Genomic DNA, 14898 nt, shown 5'->3' with positions numbered 1-14898 from the left:
GTTATCCGAACGGGCCCATACCGCCCATGCCGCCGCCTCCGCCGCCACCGCCCTGTTGCATCTGTTGCATCATCCGCTGCATCTCCTTTTCCGATCCCATGCCCTGGAACTGCTTGATCGTCCGCTCCATCATCTTGAACTGCTCGAGCAGCTCTCGAACCTGCTCTTCGTCCGTCCCCGAGCCGCGGGCGATCCGCTGGACCTGACTCGCGCCGATGGCCTTCGGATACTCCTTTTCGGCGTCGGTCATCGAGTCCATGATGACCTCGAAGGTCCGCATGCGCTCTTGGGTGACGTCCATCGCGTCGTCGGGCAGCTGGTCTTTGATCCCGCCGCCGAAGCCGGGGATCATGTCCATGACCTGATCCAGCGGTCCCATGTTGTTCATCGCCTGCATCTGCTTTTGCATGTCGTTCAGGGTGAACGAGCCCTGCAGCATGTCCTCGGGATCCCAGTCTTCCTCTTCGTCCTCGGTCTGGGACATCGCGCGCTCGACGCGTTCGGCGAGCTGGCCGAGATCGCCCATCCCGAGCAGCCGCGAGATGAAGCCGTCGGGTTCGAACCGTTCGACGTCCTGTACCTCCTCGCCGGTACCGAGGAACGCGATCGAGGAATCGGTCTGGTCGACCGCCGTCAGCGCCCCGCCACCTTTCGCCGTCCCGTCGAGTTTCGTGATGACGACGCCGTCGATGCCGATCGACTCGTCGAACTGCTGGGCCTGGTCTTTCGCGCCCTGACCGATCGCCGCGTCCAGCACGAGCAGGGATCGATCCGGCTCGACGACGCCCTCGATCTGCTCGATCTCGTCGATCAGGTCGTCCTCGAGCGCGTGGCGACCCGCCGTGTCCACGATGTGGACGTCCGCGTCGCTGGTCGCCTCGAGCCCGTCTCTGGCGATCTGGACGGGGTCCTCGCCGTCGGGGTCGCCGTAGAACTCGACCTCCGCGCGCTCGCTCATCTGCTCGGCCTGTTCGTACGCGCCGGGCCGGAAGGTGTCCGTCTGGATGACAGCGGGACGGAGCCCCTTCGTCGAGAACCACCACGCCATCTTCGCCGCGGAGGTCGTCTTCCCCGACCCCTGCAGCCCCGCGAGCAGGATCGTCTGCTCCTCGAGCGGGAGGTCGGTCGACTCGCCGATGAGATCGACCAGTTCTTCGTAGACGATGCGGAGGACGAAATCGCGCGCCGGCGTCCCGGCGGGTGGCTCTTCCTCGAGCGCCCGCCGCTCGATGTTGTCCGACAGCTCCATGACGAGCGAGACGTCGACGTCGGCGGAGAGCAGCGATCGCTGGATCTCCTTGACGATCTCCTCGACGTCCTCTTCGCTGATCCGTGACTTCCCGCGGAGTTTATCGAGGGTGCCCCGAAGGGAACTCCCGAGATCGTCGAGTACCATTTGCTCGGTGTACGAGACGGCGGCGTTAAAGCCTTTTTCTGTGGTGGTCAGTGTTCCATCGAATCAGCTTTCCACCGGATTAGCTTCCACCGAATCAACTAGCCGGCGATCCACCGGCGGTGGCGCACGCTGGATCGCACCGAGCAACGCGAGGGTCGATCCAACGATGTTCGAGGTCTTCGGTCACGCAGTGACCGAATGGCTTGGAAGTCGTGAAGCCTCTTCCAGGGGATGAGCGAGCGGAGCGCGACGCAACGCGTCGCAGAACAGCGAGCGACGAAGTCGTGAGCCTGTGAGTGAGTGAATCGGTTGGGGAGAGCGAGATTTGCACGATGTGAGAATCTTGAGTTGTGAACGGGGAACGAAGTGACCCGTGAACGGTGTGGAAGTCAGTGTCGTCGGTGCGAGTGGTGTACTCGTTGTCATCGGACTCGAGAGAGAAACTGAATGTGACGATAGTTGGGAACAACACAGCAACAGAGATATCATAGAACAGTCCACATTGCTACTCCACGACTACTCGACGAACGATAAGTACAGGTGAAGAACTTGTCGCAAGCAGCTGAGAAATCATAACGATTAAAATCAAATATTCTAATATGTCCTCTCATGACTGGGGGTTCAGTACCGAAACTCGTCGTTGACGAGAAAGTGGAAATAGCTATGTCTCTGGTAGGAATTTTAGCAGTTTGTGCAGCCACCTATCACGTAGGAAAGACAGGGAACTGGAAACCGCTGTCGGCGACATCTTTTGGACTGGCACTCGTCGTCCTCTTCGTCACGTCTGAGGGATAGGCACGTGAAGCGAACGGATAATTCAGTCTGAAGAGAAAGGAATACCATGCGAACTGTCGTATATCACCCACCATCGAAGTCAACTGTTTGTGAAGGTTGAGGAATCACCACTCGAGTACGAACCCGCTGTCAGCAGATATTTGACGCCACCGCCGATAGCATCGCGTATGACCAACGACGCACGAGACGCGAGCGACCTCGCGGACGACGACTCGATCACCGTGACCGTCGAGAACGAACTCTACATCGCGGAGGACACGGAAACCGGGGTCTCGAGCCAGGGACAGACCGAAGAAGCCGCCCTCGAGAACCTCGCAGCGACGCTCGAGACCTACCACGAGGGCTCACAGGACGACGACGGCGACAGTTGGCTCTAAGCCCAGAAATACGCCTCGAGACAGTAAGCAGGTGCCAGTTATTTGGCCGTCCCCGTGGTCGAGAGCCGCGTATGGAAGACTACGACATCGTCGTCCTCGGGGGCGGGTCGGGCTCGCAGGTCGCGACGGCAGGGGCCGAAACGGGGCTCGAGGCGGCCGTCCTCGAACCCGGGCCGCTCGGCGGGGCCTGCATCACTCGCGGCTGCGTGCCCTCGAAGGGACTCATCCACCGCGCGGACGTCATCGCGGAGATCCAGCGCGCGGATCGGTTCGGGATCAACGCCGAACTCGACGGAGTCGCGTACGGCGAAATCACCGACGCGATCCACGAAACCGTCTTCGAGAAGGCGGACCGGCAGCGCGAGAGCCTCGAGGCGAACGAGCGGGTCACGCTCTACGACGCGGCGGGACGGTTCGTCGACGAGCGGACGGTCGAACTCGTCGATCCCGAACGCGAGGACGGCGGTGCCGACGCCGACGGACGGCGAATCCGGGGCGAGGACGTGATCGTCGCCGTCGGCTCGAGACCGACGGCACCGCCGATCGACGGACTCGAGAACCTCGAGTATCTGACCAGCGACGACGCGCTGTATCTCGACGAACGGCCCGACCGCCTCGTGATCGTCGGCGGCGGCTACATCGGAGCCGAACTCGGCTACTTCTTCGGGGCGCTCGGCGCCGAGGTCTCGATCGTCGGGCGAAGCGATCGGCTCGTCCCGAGAGAAGACGACGACGTGAGCGCGGTCGTCACGGACTCGCTCGAGGAATACTGCGACCTCTATACGGGCTTCGAGGCGACGGCCGTCTCGAGTCGAAACGGGGGCGTCTCCGTGACCGTCGAATCGGCGGAAAGCGGGGATGAAGAGGACGCGTCGGAAGAACTCGAGGCCGACGACCTCCTCGTCGCGGCCGGCCGGCGACCGAACACGGACACGCTCGACCTCGAGGAGACGGGCCTCGAGGCGGCCGACGACGGCTCGCTCTCTGTCGACGAGACGCTCGAGACAGACGTCGACGGGATCTGGGCGCTCGGCGACGTCGTCGGGCAGTTCCCGTTCAAACACGTCGCCGATTACGAGGCGGAACTCGTCTCTGCGAACGTGCTGGACGACGACCAGCGGGCGGTCGACTATACGGGCGTCCCCCACGCGATTTTCACGTCGCCGCAGGTCGCGAGCCTCGGGAAAACGGCGTCCGAACTCGCCGAGGACGACCGGGAGTACGAGGCGGCGACGGCCCCCTACGGCACCGCACCGATGGGGACGGTCCTCGCGTCCGACGATGGATTCGTCAAGGTGCTCGCGGATTCAGACGGGACGATACTGGGCTGTCACATCGTCGGCCCGCAGGCCTCGACGCTGATCCACGAGGTCGCCGTCGCCGTCCAGCGCGGCGACGGGACGGTGGCCGATATCGCCGAGACGGTCCACGTCCACCCCGCGTTGAACGAGGTCGTGCTCGCGGCGTTCGACGAGGTTGCCTCGAGGCCCTACTCGACGACGCCGGACTGGCGGGACGTGAGCGGGCTATAGCGATTCCAGATCACGCGGTTTCGCTGTGATGAATCGGTAGAAAACGACAGCGACCGCATCGTCCGTTCTGACGGGTGACGGCCGGTGATACGTGTCTCAGCACTCAGCGGAATCGGCGAGACGCACGGAGCAAGATCGAAGCCGCCGTTCCGACTCCCGGAACGCGCGAGGAGAGAGCGGCAGCGCCCAGCAGTACGAGGCCGCCGACCCGACGTCCCTTCGCGAATTCGACCATCGCGTCGATCACTGTCGTTACGGTGCTCGCTTTCTTGAGCGTCTCCGCTCGGGTATCAGTCGTAGACATTGGTTCGAGTAACCCAAAGCGTCTCCCAGAAAAACGCCCTCGGCCTGCACACGCAGGCCCATCGCCAGTCATGTACCTCGAGTAGCCCGCAAACGCTACTCATTCACAAGCGCTACTCGCTGCCGGACTCGAGCGCGCCGTCCGCGGCGATCCACTCGGTGAGGCTCCCCTCGTAGAACCCGATGTTCTCGTAGCCCAGCGCCCGGAGGACGACGTAGGTGTGGCTGATCCGCCGCGCCGTGTTACAGTAGAGGATAATCTCCCGGTCGGGCGTGATGCCGTGCTCGGCGAGTAGCTCCTCGAGTTCGGCCTCGGGCTTGAGTCGGCGCGTCTCGTCGTCGACGACCTCGCGCCAGTCGAAGCGAACCGCGCCGGGCAGGCGAGCCTCCTCGTACTCGTCTCGCTCGCGGGTGTCGACGAAGATCGCATCGCGCTCGAGCGCGGCCTCGACTCCTTCGAGGTCGATCAGCGGGCTCTCCTCGGCGGAAAGCGGCTCGGGGTCGTAGCTCGAGGGCTCGAATTCGCGCTCGTCGCTCGTCGTCTCTCGCTCGCGGTTCCACGCGCTGAAGTCGCCGTCTAAGAGCCGAACGTCCTCGTGGCCGTAGACCCGCGCGGTCAGCACGAACCGGGCGGCGAACACGCCGTGCATGTCGTCGTAAACGACGATGGTGTCGTCGGGTTCGATGCCGGCGGCCTCGAGGAGGTCGGCGAACGCCGTCGCGCCGGGGAGCGTTCCCGGTTCGTCGCTGTCCTCGTCGCGATAACTGTCGAACGGAACGTTGACGGCACCCGGAACGTGTCCGATGGCGTCGAACTCCCAGGCGTCTCGCACGTCGACGAGTCGAACGGACGGATCCTCAAGGTGTGCTTCGGTCCACTCCGGCGAAACGACGTAGGCGTCGTCCATTGAGGAGACCATCTCGACGCAGCCTCGAGAGGCCACCGGTTCCGGCACCGCTCTCGTCGGTGCCGAGGTTGTGGCAAATATATCCGCATCAGTGGACGGGCGAGCCCTCGTCTGTCCGACTGGATTTAAGTAAGGGGCTGAAAGCGCCGAATGTGGCCGTTTCAACCGTACGCGATCGTTCGTCGCGCTCTAATCCGGCAAAATCATCCTGTAAAATGAAGCGGTGACTGCATTATCCGGTTAGAAGGGGAACTATGTGGGTCAGGTCCCTACGGGCGTGTATGGCAACAGAATACGCCAACGACGTACTCGTAACGGCTGACTGGGTCGAGGACCGACTCGACCAGTTCGAAAGCGACGATTCCGACCTGCGACTGGTCGAAGTCGACGTCGACACGGAAGCGTACGACGACGCCCACGCGCCGGGCGCGATCGGGTTCAACTGGGAGACTCAGCTCCAGGACCAGACGCGACGGGACATCCTCGAGAAGGAAGACTTCGAGGACCTGCTGGGCAGTCACGGCATCTCCGAGGACTCGACCGTCGTCCTCTATGGGGACAACTCGAACTGGTTCGCCGCCTACACCTACTGGCAGTTCAAGTACTACGGCCACGACGAGGTCTATCTGCTCGACGGCGGCCGCGAGTACTGGCTCGAGAACGACTATCCGACGACCGACGAGGAGCCGGACTTCTCGGCCGTCGAGTACGACGCGGCCGGCCCGCGCGAGAGCATTCGCGCCTACCGCGAAGACGTCGAGAACGCGATCGAACGCGGCGTTCCGCTCGTCGACGTTCGCTCGCCCGAGGAGTTCCGCGGGGACATCCTCGCGCCGCCAGGACTCCAGGAGACGGCCCAGCGCGGCGGCCACGTCCCCGGCGCCCAGAACATCTCCTGGGCGGCGGTCACCGACGACGACGGCCTGTTCAAGAGCCAGGAGGAACTCGAGGAACTGTACGCCGAGAAGGGCATCGACGGCGACGAGACGACCGTCGCCTACTGCCGAATCGGCGAGCGATCGTCCGTCGCCTGGTTCGCACTGCACGAACTGCTCGGCTACGAGGACGCCGTCAACTACGACGGATCCTGGACCGAGTGGGGTAATCTCGTCAACGCGCCGGTAGAGACGGGCGAGGCCGAGTGACCAACGGGAACGAGGCCTCGAGATGGAGCGGGGAGGCGGAGCCGACCCGCGGAACGGGCAAAGCCGACAACTAAGTCGGCCCGCACCACAGCCGAGTTAGAACACGTATTTTTCTTCGACGTCGCTCGGAAGAACGACCTCGAGGTCGCCGTCCGATTCCATCTCGCTGAGCGTTGCCATCGTCTCTTCGAACGAATCGAGACGGTCGTCGTCGAGTTCGGTGTAGTAGATGGTCGTGAGGCCGTTCATCTCGGCGGTTCGCTCGAGCAACTGTTCGGCGTCGTCCACGTCGGGGTTGCCGACGCGCGGACAGAGCTGCGTGTTGGTAATCTCGCCGCCGACGCCGTACCCGTTCGCGAACCCGAGATCGTGATGGCTCTCGACGGCGTCGACGGCGGCTTCGTCGAAGCGGCCGAGCGGGTACGCGAAGTAATCCGCGCCGTCTTCGAATCCGTTCTCCTCGAGCCACTCGACGCCCGACTGAATCTGGGCGGCGGGATCGTCGGATTCGGTCAGGTCGGCGGTCGTCGCCGACTGGCTGGCGATGGTCCAGCCGTCGTCGTGGAGTTCCTCGAGCTGTCCCAGATCCATTCGATCGTCGTTCCCGACGTAATCGGTGTTGACGAACGCCGTCGCCGGAACGTCGTACTCCTCGAGGACCGAGTACCCCTCGGTGTAAGTCGTCTCGTACCCGTAATCGAACTGCACCAGCACCGTCCCCGTCTCGAGGCGCGGGACGAAGTAGAGGTCGTCACACCAGAACGTTCGCTCCTTCTCGGTGCCCGTCCAGGTCGTGATCTGAATGGAGGTGATCTCGGAGAGGGTCGGGTCGCCGACGATCTTGCTGACGCCGAAGTTGTACCGAATCAACGGCAGGTCGGGATCGACGCGTCCGCGGTACTCGATCCGGTCACCGCTGTCGTCCGACAGCTGGATAATCGGGTTCAACTCGACCTCCGAGGCGACCGCCATACCGGGAACCATCTCGGAGAAGTCCTGCGGGGAGTCGAACGTGCGCGAGATCATCACGCCCCTGTCGGACATGGACGCCTCGAGTTTGACCGACTGGGAACCGACGGCCGATCGGTCTTCGTCGGCGGACATGGTTCCCTGCTTCGTGAACCAGTACTCGAGGTCCTCGAAGTCGTCGAAGGTTCCGGTCTCGTCGTCGGGGCCGTCGCCGCCGTGGTCTTCGGGCGTATCGTCGTTCGGATCGTCCTCGTTTTCGTCGTCCGAGTCGGTATCCGAACCCGCACAGCCTGCGAGCGCGACCGCACCGGCCGCCGTCACGAGATAGGTTCGTCGTTTCATTGTCCGATCGAGAACAGTCCGGATGAAGTGATTGTTATCGCGTCGTTACTGTCCGTGAAGCCAACGGAAGGGGGTGCGTACCGGACGGTAGGGACCGCAAAACGACGGCGACGTCTGCGGGGCCTGCGCGGAATCGACACGACACACCTAACTCGCCGCCGGTCGAAACGGGAGCCATGACGGATGCCGAGACAGTCCTCGACCGCGTTCGCGAGCACAATCAGACCGCCCTGTCCCGACTGGGATCCTCGAAGTCGCTGTACGCGAGCACGGACGGCGACATCGACACGGAACCCGTTCTCGAGGCGACCGCCGACGCCGAGTACGCCGCGTGGCAGACCTTCGAGGAGTGGGCGGGAGACGAGTCGAACGATCGGGCCCGCGAGGCGTTCGAAACCACGGCCGAAGAGGAACGAAACCACTACGAAACCGTCTCCGAACGGCTCGAAGAGTACGAACCGGAGGAGGTCCCCGCGCTTCACGAGTACCTCCGCGGGCTCGAGTCGACCATCCCTCGCGCCGGCGCGTTCGCCGGCCGCATCCTCGCGAGCAAGCGCTCGAAAGAACAGGTCGTCGGCTTCTTCGTCGGTAACGCGGACCCACAGAGCGCACAGCTGTTTCGCGATTTCGGCGACGATTTAGACGACCAGATCGAGCGGGTGAGCGACCTGCTCGAGACGGTCTGTGACGGCGACGACGAGTGGGCTCGAGCAGAAGAGGCCGCGACCGACGCCATCGAGGCCGCCTACGGCGAGTACGTCGAGAGCCTCGAGGCGATGGGCGCGAACCCGAAACCCGTCTGCTAATTCGAAACCGATTCGATCGTTTTTCGCCCGCTCAGACGCCTTCGAGCGTCTCCCGGAACTCGTGGATCGAATCGAGGGCGTCCTCGACGCGGTCCGCGACCGCGCCGCCTTGCTCGTCGGCGATTTCGTTGAGGATGTGTTCGTGTCGAGCGAGTCGGCCGTGGTCGGGACCGCGGTCGGCCGTCGCGAGCTGTTCGAGTTTGGTCGATTGCGTTTCCAGTCGGTCGCTGGCTTCGTCGCTATCTGCCGCATCCGCCGCGTCCGATAGTGACTGGGCCGCCGCTTCGAGCGCAGTTCGTGTCATTGGTACAGAGTGGCGTTCACGCTCGAGGGACATAGCTGTTGGAGACTTCGATCGACCGAAGTGGGGTACGCGAACCGCGTCACTCGAATCGAATCGACCGAGCGCCACTCGAGGGCGCGCACTCGGGTCGAGTCTACGAGCCGGATCGCCGAGCTCTCACTCGAGTCGGGTCACCCGGCCCTCGAGGTCGATCTCATCGACGGTCGCGGGGGAGAATTCGGCGACGGTATCGAGGAAGTTCGTTTTGTAGCTCGCGGGACCGTTGTACGACAGATCGGTCGCGCGTTCGCCGGCGAGTCCGAACGCGAGCGTCCCGAAAAGCGCTCCGGCGCGGTCGTCCTCGAGTGCGCCACAGAACGCGGCGAGGGTCGCGCCGAGCATACAGCCGGTGCCGACGACTTCGCCCATCATCTCGTGACCGGCCGAGACGGAGACCGCGTTATCGGCGTCCACGACGACGTCTTCGACGCCGGAGGCGACGACGACCGCGCCCGTCGAATCCGCGAGCGAGCGAGCCGTCTCGTCGATGTCGTCGTAGTCGCCGATCGATTCGACGCCCTTGACGTCCGCCTCGACACCCGAGAGCGCGCTGATCTCGCCGTAGTTACCCTTGATCGCGGCGAAGTCGACTTCCGAGAGGAGCCGCTCGGCGACGCCCTTTCGGGATGGTGTCGACCCGACGCCGACCGGATCGAGGACGACGGGGACTCCGCGGTCGTTCGCCGCCCGTCCGGCCTCGACCATCGCCTCGACTTTGTACTCCTCGATCTGCCCGGCGTTGATGAGAACCCCACCCGCTATCTGGGCCATCTCGCCCGCGTCGCCGGGCGAATCGGCCATGACCGGCAGCGCGCCCCAGTGGAGGATGAGGTTCGCAACGTCGTTCATCGTCACCTGATTCGTCAACGCCTGGACGAGCGGTTCCGCCTCTCGGAGCTGCTCGAGTGCGCGCTCGAGGTCCGCACTCGTCGCGGTACCGAGTTCGGTCATCGAGCACCACCCCTGTCGACGGCCGCCGGTCCGTTTCCCGGTGGCCCGTCGTTCGTCCGGGCCGACTCGACGGCTTCGGCGAGCGATTCGGTCGCCGCGCGCGGATCGGCGGCCGCCGTGATCTGGCTGATGACCGCGACGCCCGTCGCGCCCGACCGCACGACCGGCCCCGCGTTTTCGGCGGTTATGCCGCCGATTCCGACGACCGGTATCGACACCGCGTCGACGACGTCGCGAATCCGATCGGGGCCGACGCCGTCTTTCGACTTCTCGACGTCCTTCGAAGACGTCCCGTAGATCGCGCCGACGCCGAGGTAATCCGCGCCGTCGGCCTCGGCCCGCGTCGCCTCCGCAACCGTCGACGCCGAACAGCCGACGATCGCGTCGGGTCCGAGCAGGTCTCGAGCGACCGCGACCGGGAGATCCGACTGGCCGAGGTGCACGCCGTCGGCGTCGATCGCCCGCGCGAGGTCGACCCGGTCGTTGACGATCAGATCGATGCCCGCCGCGTCGGTGAGTTCCCTGCACTCGAGGCCGATCTCGTATCGATCCCGCGCCTCGAGACCTTTGTCTCGGAGCTGGACGGCGTCGATCCCGCCGTCGATCGCAGCCCGGACGATCTCGGGGGTCGGTCTGCCCTCCGACAGCGACGACTGAGTGACGAGGTAGGTTCGCCACGTCGATGGATTCATGGGCGATATCACGAGGTGGTCGGATAAATCGCTTTGGACGAAACGCCGCTCGCGCGCACACGCCAGGCCGGGGCCATTATGCCGACTCGAGGTGCGTTTCACCCGTCACGACCAGTTCCGCCCAGTCGGGCGAGTCGCGAACGTCTGGAAGCGGGGTTGGACGGGGCGGGGACTCGGGTTTCGTCGCAATCGGCCGTCGCCACCAACGCACGTCGTGCCACTCGCCCTGCGTGTATCCGACCCGCGGAAAGTCGACTAACCGCTCGAAGCCGAGGCGTTCGTGAAACCGGACCGTCTCCGGGTTTGGCAGCGTCGTCACGGCGTAAGCATCACAGACGCCCTGGCGCTCGAGAATTGCGAACAGCGACGCGTACAGCCCGCGGCCGATCCCATCGCCACGAGCACCGTCGGCGACGTAGACCGAGAGTTCGACGACCCACTCGTAGGCCCGACGCGGGCGCAGCGCGCTCGCGTAGGCGTAGCCGACGACTTCGTCGTCGCGCTCGCAGACGAGCCACGGGTAGGTCTCGAGCGTCGACTCGATGCGCGCTGCCACCTCGGCTTCGGTGGGGACCGATTCCTCGAACGTAACCGCCGACCCCTCGCAGAACGGGGCGTAGATGTCGCGAATCGCGTCGGCGTCAGCGAGCGTCGCGATTCGAATTGTAGACGCCATACTCTCACTTCCGCCCGTCCGTCGATAAGTCCACTGCACGGGATTGGACCAGTCAGCGTGGACAGGAAGAATGCCGCAAAAACAAGGAAATCGAACGGGAGCGGACCGGTTAGTGACCGTAGTCGTGCGGGTTCAACTCGGTGCCGTAGTTCTCCGCGTGGTCCGTGTAGTCGATGAACCGAGGTGCGTCGGGATCGAACGGCCGTTCGAGACTTTCGAAGGCCTTCTTCTTGTCCCAGCCCTGTAGTTTGCCGACCGCGGACTTGTCCTCTAGGTCGTGGTAGTCCAGGTCGGGTTCGGTGATCTCCCAGGCTTTCATACCCTGTTCGGTTCGGACGATGACACTCGAGTACTCGTCGGAGGAACCGACCGAGCCGACGGTGAGGTCGGCACAGAAGCCGGTGAAGTCCGCACACTCGTCACAGCCTTTGAGTGCGGCGTCGTGGAAGTTCTCGATGTCCTCGTCGAGAATCATCTCTCCGTCGTTGTCGTAGACCATGAGCTTCCCGTGGAGGACGTCCATTTTGCCGACCTCGTCGAGCGAGATGTCTCGCTGCTCCTCTAGCTGCTCGCCCATGAGGCTGTAGTAGTTGAAGTTCTTCGTACACATCAACGCGATCGTGTAATCGATCGCGCGAACGCCCTCGTTCTGGGCCTGGTAGTCCCACTCGAAGTCCTGTAGGGCGCGGATGCCCTCGATTTCACACGGCGTTCCGACGAGCGCGAGACTGATGTCGTCGAACGGTTTGTCGGGGAGCTTGTGCTCCCACTGGTCGAGATTCAGGTTGCCGAGCGCCATCGTCTGGTTGTAGATGGTTCCGGCGTTCTCGATCAGGTCCTCGTGACTGGTCGCGAGATAGCTCTCGGCCTTCCACGGTTCCTCCTCGCTTTCGGTCGCGACGAGCGCGCCGTCGATCTCGCCCGCCTCGAGGAGGTGCGAGAGGACCGTCGTGACGACGCCGCCGTCCTGGGCGTCTTTCGTCCAGTCCTCGTCGACCCGCGCGGAGAACTCCGTGATCGGGTCGCCGGCGCCCTTGACGTTGTCGTCGCCGCCGGTGATCTTCCACTGGCGCTCGTAGCGCAGTCCGCCGCGCGGGCAGAAGTCCCAACAGAGCGAACAGCCGGTACACATCTTGACGAGTTCTGGCTTGCCGTCGTCGCCGATTCCGATGGAGTCGGACGGACAGGCGGCGACACAGGTCCCACACTGGATACAGCGGCCGTCGTCAATGACGGCTTCGTCAAGTTCCATGAACCAGGTCTTGTCGTCCGGCGTGTCGATGTCGTTCATCTCCGACCGGATCGAGTACTCGGGGGTCTCGAGGTCGACGCCGTCAGGAACCCCGACCCGCTCGTCGGGCGCGCCGTTGTCGACGTCCTGGCTGATCCCCTCCGCGGGTTCGGTGAACTCGAGGTCGCCGAGTTCGCCCATCTCGTCGACGTTCGCGACGCCCGCTCCGTCAGTTGCGACGGTCTTTTCCTGCGTCTTCTCGCCGCAGGTACAGGTGTTTGGCGAGCAGCTTCCACCAGCGGGGTCGGAATCGCCGCTCGCGGGCTGAATCGCACCCTCTCGGGCGTTGTCGGTATCGGCTCGCGACCGCGGCGCGTGGCCGCTGGTCTCGGGGACGATAACGTCGTCATCGTCGTCGCCGCTTGATTCGGGAACGGTCGGGAACGTTCGCTCGTCCTCGCCATCAGTCCCCATGGGCAACACCTCCTGCAACGGGAGCGTCGGCCTGTTGCATGATCGAGCGCAGCCGCTCGTTGTCGACGCGGCGACACCAGGCGTAGAACTGCTCGTCGTCGTACTTTTCGTCGGCGTACGCGTCGAACAGCCGCTCGAGCGCCGGAATCACCGAGTCGGCCGGCACTGCATGCTCGATCCAGTCGAGGAACTCGTTGTCCTCGCCGAGCGAGCCGCCGAGACCGAAGTCCATCCCTTCGACGAGGTTGTCGCCTTCTTCGTTGGGTGAGTCGTCGTCCTCGAGTTTGACGGTCTCGCCGCGGAAACCGATATCCGCGATCTGTGGCTGTGCACAGGAGGCCGAGCAGCCGGACATGTGCATCCGGACGACATCGAGGTCGTCGGGCGTATTGATACGGTCGTCGAGTTCTCGAGCCCAGCGCTTGGTGCGCTTTTTGGTCTCGATGATCGCGTAGTTACAGAACTCGTTGCCCGTACAGCCGACCGCGCCCCGGGAGAACGGGCCGGGATCCGGCTGGTAGTCCGCGGCGAACGGCTCTGCGAGCAGGTCATCGACGTTCTCCTCGGGGATGTGCGTGATGAGGAAGTTCTGGTCGGTCGCGAGGCGGACGGAGGCGTCCTCAGTGCCGTACTTCTCCGCGGCGCGGGCGGCTTCGGCGAACTCGTCGCCGCCCATGCGGCCGGCGATCACGTTGAAGCCGACGTACTTCAGACCGTCCTGTTTCTGGTCGTGGACGCCGACGTGGTCGCCCTTGTAGCCGACGGTCAGGTTCTCGCCGGCGTCGGACAGGTCGATCGTACAGCGGTCGCGGATGGCTTCTTCGAACTTCTCCGGACCGAGCTGTTGGACGAGATACCGCATGCGGCAGACGCCGCGGTTGTTGCGGTCGCCGATCTCCTTGAACGTCTGGGCGACGGCGCGGCAGAACTCGACGGCGTCTTCGGGTTGGATGAAGACATCGAGTTCCGAACCCATCCGCGGACCGTCGGAGAGACCGCCGCCGACGCGGGCGTGGAATCCGTAGAGGTACTCGCCGTCGATCTCCTTTTTCGCGGGGACGAGTCCGATATCGTTGATCTGGGACTGCGCGCAGTCGTGTGCACAGCCGGTGATCGTCATCTTGAACTTCCGCGGGAGGTTGGCGTACTCGCGGTTCCCGGTGAAGTAGTCCGAGACCGCGTCGATGACCGGCTGTGCGTTGAAGCACTCGTGATCGTCGAGTCCGGCCGCGGGGCAGCCGAGGACGTTTCGAGCGCCGTCGCCACAGCCCTGCACCGTCGTCAGGCCAACCTCTTCGTACCGGTCCCACATCTCCGGGACGTCCTCGACGCGAATCCAGTGTTTCTGGATGTCCTGTCGAGTCGTGATGTCGAGGTAGGCGTCGCCCCAGAGTTCGTTCTGCTCTTCGCCACCGTACTCTTCGGGGGCGACAGCGAGGTCGTCGGTGACCTCGCCGATGACCTCGGCCTGCTCCGGCGTGAGCTTGCCGCCGGGGACCTTCGTCCGGATCATGAAGTACCCCTCCTGTTTCTGGGCGTACATGCCGGCCCACTTCAGCCGTTCCCACTCACCGTCGCCCGCCCGCTCTTCGATCTCCTCGAAGGTGAGTTCGTCCTCGGCGTACTCGTAGACGTCGTCGATGACGTCGAGGGGGTGTTTGTTCTGTTTGTATTGCTCTGTCGTGTTCACGCAAACCACCGCCGTGTCAGAAGACGAGTAGCCGCTACCGTACTCGAGATAACTGTCGCGCTCATCGGGTATCGGAGACTAGCACTCTACTCCTATACCCTTCCGCAATCAGGCGAACCCTGACGGGGCTAGGGTAATCAGGAAAATGTTGCCACATCCAGTCGCCGGGTGAACGAACTGAATCCTCGAGGGAAACGCGACGAGTTCGGTGATGACCGGTGTCGGCCCGGCTTTGAACCTGGTTCAGGAACTATTTTCCGGTAAATGT

The 14898-nt window shown here is 63.9% G+C and carries 14 protein-coding genes; 4 read left to right on the top strand and 10 right to left on the bottom strand.

All coding sequences use genetic code 11. The annotated features are described in order from the left end of the window. Position 1 precedes the first annotated feature (1 nt). A complete protein-coding gene (locus BM348_RS01845) occupies positions 2-1396 on the bottom strand; it encodes a signal recognition particle protein Srp54 (RefSeq protein ID WP_092901169.1) in 1395 nt (464 codons plus the stop codon). A 962-nt stretch (positions 1397-2358) separates the two neighbouring features. Here BM348_RS01845 and BM348_RS01835 point away from each other — a divergent pair. Both BM348_RS01835 and BM348_RS01830 read left to right on the top strand, forming a co-directional pair. After that, positions 2359-2568: a type II toxin-antitoxin system HicB family antitoxin gene (locus BM348_RS01835; protein WP_050051880.1), complete on the top strand. Its 210-nt coding sequence runs from the start codon at positions 2359-2361 to the stop codon at positions 2566-2568. A gap of 71 nt (positions 2569-2639) precedes the next feature. Continuing rightward, positions 2640-4100 (top strand): dihydrolipoyl dehydrogenase, encoded by a 1461-nt coding sequence (locus BM348_RS01830; protein WP_092901163.1) that lies wholly within the window; start codon positions 2640-2642, stop codon positions 4098-4100. A 103-nt stretch (positions 4101-4203) separates the two neighbouring features. On the opposite strand, the gene BM348_RS01825 is transcribed toward BM348_RS01830, so the two are convergent. Both BM348_RS01825 and BM348_RS01820 read right to left on the bottom strand, forming a co-directional pair. After that, positions 4204-4404, bottom strand: a complete 201-nt coding sequence (locus BM348_RS01825; protein ID WP_092901159.1) for a hypothetical protein — start codon at positions 4402-4404, stop codon at positions 4204-4206. A gap of 112 nt (positions 4405-4516) precedes the next feature. After that, complete coding sequence (locus tag BM348_RS01820; protein WP_092901156.1) at positions 4517-5311, bottom strand: sulfurtransferase; 795 nt, start codon at positions 5309-5311, stop codon at positions 4517-4519. Positions 5312-5592: 281 nt separating this feature from the next. Here BM348_RS01820 and BM348_RS01815 point away from each other — a divergent pair, with 281 nt between their 5' ends. Beyond that, positions 5593-6456 (top strand): sulfurtransferase, encoded by an 864-nt coding sequence (locus tag BM348_RS01815; protein ID WP_092901153.1) that lies wholly within the window; start codon positions 5593-5595, stop codon positions 6454-6456. Positions 6457-6552: 96 nt separating this feature from the next. Here BM348_RS01815 and BM348_RS01810 read toward each other — a convergent pair whose 3' ends face one another. Beyond that, complete coding sequence (locus BM348_RS01810) at positions 6553-7767, bottom strand: polysaccharide deacetylase family protein (RefSeq protein ID WP_092901150.1); 1215 nt, start codon at positions 7765-7767, stop codon at positions 6553-6555. Positions 7768-7943: 176 nt separating this feature from the next. Between BM348_RS01810 and BM348_RS01805 the strand changes: the two genes are divergently transcribed. Further along, the gene (locus BM348_RS01805) at positions 7944-8573 is read left to right on the top strand and encodes a rubrerythrin family protein (protein ID WP_092901147.1); all 630 of its coding nucleotides are present in this window, start codon (positions 7944-7946) and stop codon (positions 8571-8573) included. A 31-nt stretch (positions 8574-8604) separates the two neighbouring features. Here BM348_RS01805 and BM348_RS01800 read toward each other — a convergent pair whose 3' ends face one another. The 6 genes from BM348_RS01800 to BM348_RS01775 all read right to left on the bottom strand — a co-directional run bounded on the left by BM348_RS01800 (position 8605) and on the right by BM348_RS01775 (position 14630). Continuing rightward, entirely contained in the window at positions 8605-8877 is a 273-nt protein-coding gene (locus tag BM348_RS01800; protein ID WP_092901144.1) for a DUF7553 family protein, read from the bottom strand. A 156-nt stretch (positions 8878-9033) separates the two neighbouring features. Beyond that, positions 9034-9867, bottom strand: coding sequence for a hydroxyethylthiazole kinase (gene thiM, locus BM348_RS01795; protein WP_092901141.1), 834 nt, complete (start codon positions 9865-9867; stop codon positions 9034-9036). Then, a complete protein-coding gene (thiE, locus tag BM348_RS01790; RefSeq protein WP_092901138.1) occupies positions 9864-10559 on the bottom strand; it encodes a thiamine phosphate synthase in 696 nt (231 codons plus the stop codon). The genes thiM and thiE overlap by 4 nt, the downstream gene beginning before the upstream one ends. Before the next feature lie 76 nt (positions 10560-10635). Continuing rightward, positions 10636-11235 carry a GNAT family N-acetyltransferase gene (locus tag BM348_RS01785; protein ID WP_092901135.1) on the bottom strand — a complete coding sequence of 200 codons (600 nt, stop codon included), beginning with the start codon at positions 11233-11235 and terminating at the stop codon, positions 10636-10638. Between the two features lie 109 nt (positions 11236-11344). Further along, on the bottom strand, positions 11345-12940 hold the full coding sequence (locus BM348_RS01780; protein ID WP_092901133.1) for a Coenzyme F420 hydrogenase/dehydrogenase, beta subunit C-terminal domain: 1596 nt from the start codon (positions 12938-12940) through the stop codon (positions 11345-11347). Then, the gene (locus tag BM348_RS01775) at positions 12930-14630 is read right to left on the bottom strand and encodes a nitrite/sulfite reductase (RefSeq protein ID WP_092901130.1); all 1701 of its coding nucleotides are present in this window, start codon (positions 14628-14630) and stop codon (positions 12930-12932) included. Before BM348_RS01775 ends, BM348_RS01780 begins: the two co-directional genes overlap by 11 nt. Between the last annotated feature and the right edge of the window lie 268 nt (positions 14631-14898).

The organism is Halostagnicola kamekurae (assembly GCF_900116205.1).
GTDB lineage: Archaea > Halobacteriota > Halobacteria > Halobacteriales > Natrialbaceae > Halostagnicola > Halostagnicola kamekurae.
Note: the sequence above shows the minus strand (reverse complement) of the source record. Positions and strands in the feature narration are given on the sequence as shown.

Bases quoted from the DNA above. Each gene is read 5' to 3' on its own strand.
- BM348_RS01785 (WP_092901135.1), bottom strand. From the start codon at position 11,235: ATGGCGTCTACAATTCGAATCGCGACGCTCGCTGACGCCGACGCGATT.
- BM348_RS01800 (WP_092901144.1), bottom strand. From the start codon at position 8,877: ATGACACGAACTGCGCTCGAAGCGGCGGCCCAGTCACTATCGGACGCG.
- BM348_RS01820 (WP_092901156.1), bottom strand. From the start codon at position 5,311: ATGGACGACGCCTACGTCGTTTCGCCGGAGTGGACCGAAGCACACCTT.
- BM348_RS01825 (WP_092901159.1), bottom strand. From the start codon at position 4,404: ATGTCTACGACTGATACCCGAGCGGAGACGCTCAAGAAAGCGAGCACC.
- thiE (WP_092901138.1), bottom strand. From the start codon at position 10,559: ATGAATCCATCGACGTGGCGAACCTACCTCGTCACTCAGTCGTCGCTG.
- BM348_RS01815 (WP_092901153.1), top strand. From the start codon at position 5,593: ATGGCAACAGAATACGCCAACGACGTACTCGTAACGGCTGACTGGGTC.
- BM348_RS01830 (WP_092901163.1), top strand. From the start codon at position 2,640: ATGGAAGACTACGACATCGTCGTCCTCGGGGGCGGGTCGGGCTCGCAG.
- BM348_RS01780 (WP_092901133.1), bottom strand. From the start codon at position 12,940: ATGGGGACTGATGGCGAGGACGAGCGAACGTTCCCGACCGTTCCCGAA.
- BM348_RS01845 (WP_092901169.1), bottom strand. From the start codon at position 1,396: ATGGTACTCGACGATCTCGGGAGTTCCCTTCGGGGCACCCTCGATAAA.
- thiM (WP_092901141.1), bottom strand. From the start codon at position 9,867: ATGACCGAACTCGGTACCGCGACGAGTGCGGACCTCGAGCGCGCACTC.
- BM348_RS01810 (WP_092901150.1), bottom strand. From the start codon at position 7,767: ATGAAACGACGAACCTATCTCGTGACGGCGGCCGGTGCGGTCGCGCTC.
- BM348_RS01835 (WP_050051880.1), top strand. From the start codon at position 2,359: ATGACCAACGACGCACGAGACGCGAGCGACCTCGCGGACGACGACTCG.
- BM348_RS01805 (WP_092901147.1), top strand. From the start codon at position 7,944: ATGACGGATGCCGAGACAGTCCTCGACCGCGTTCGCGAGCACAATCAG.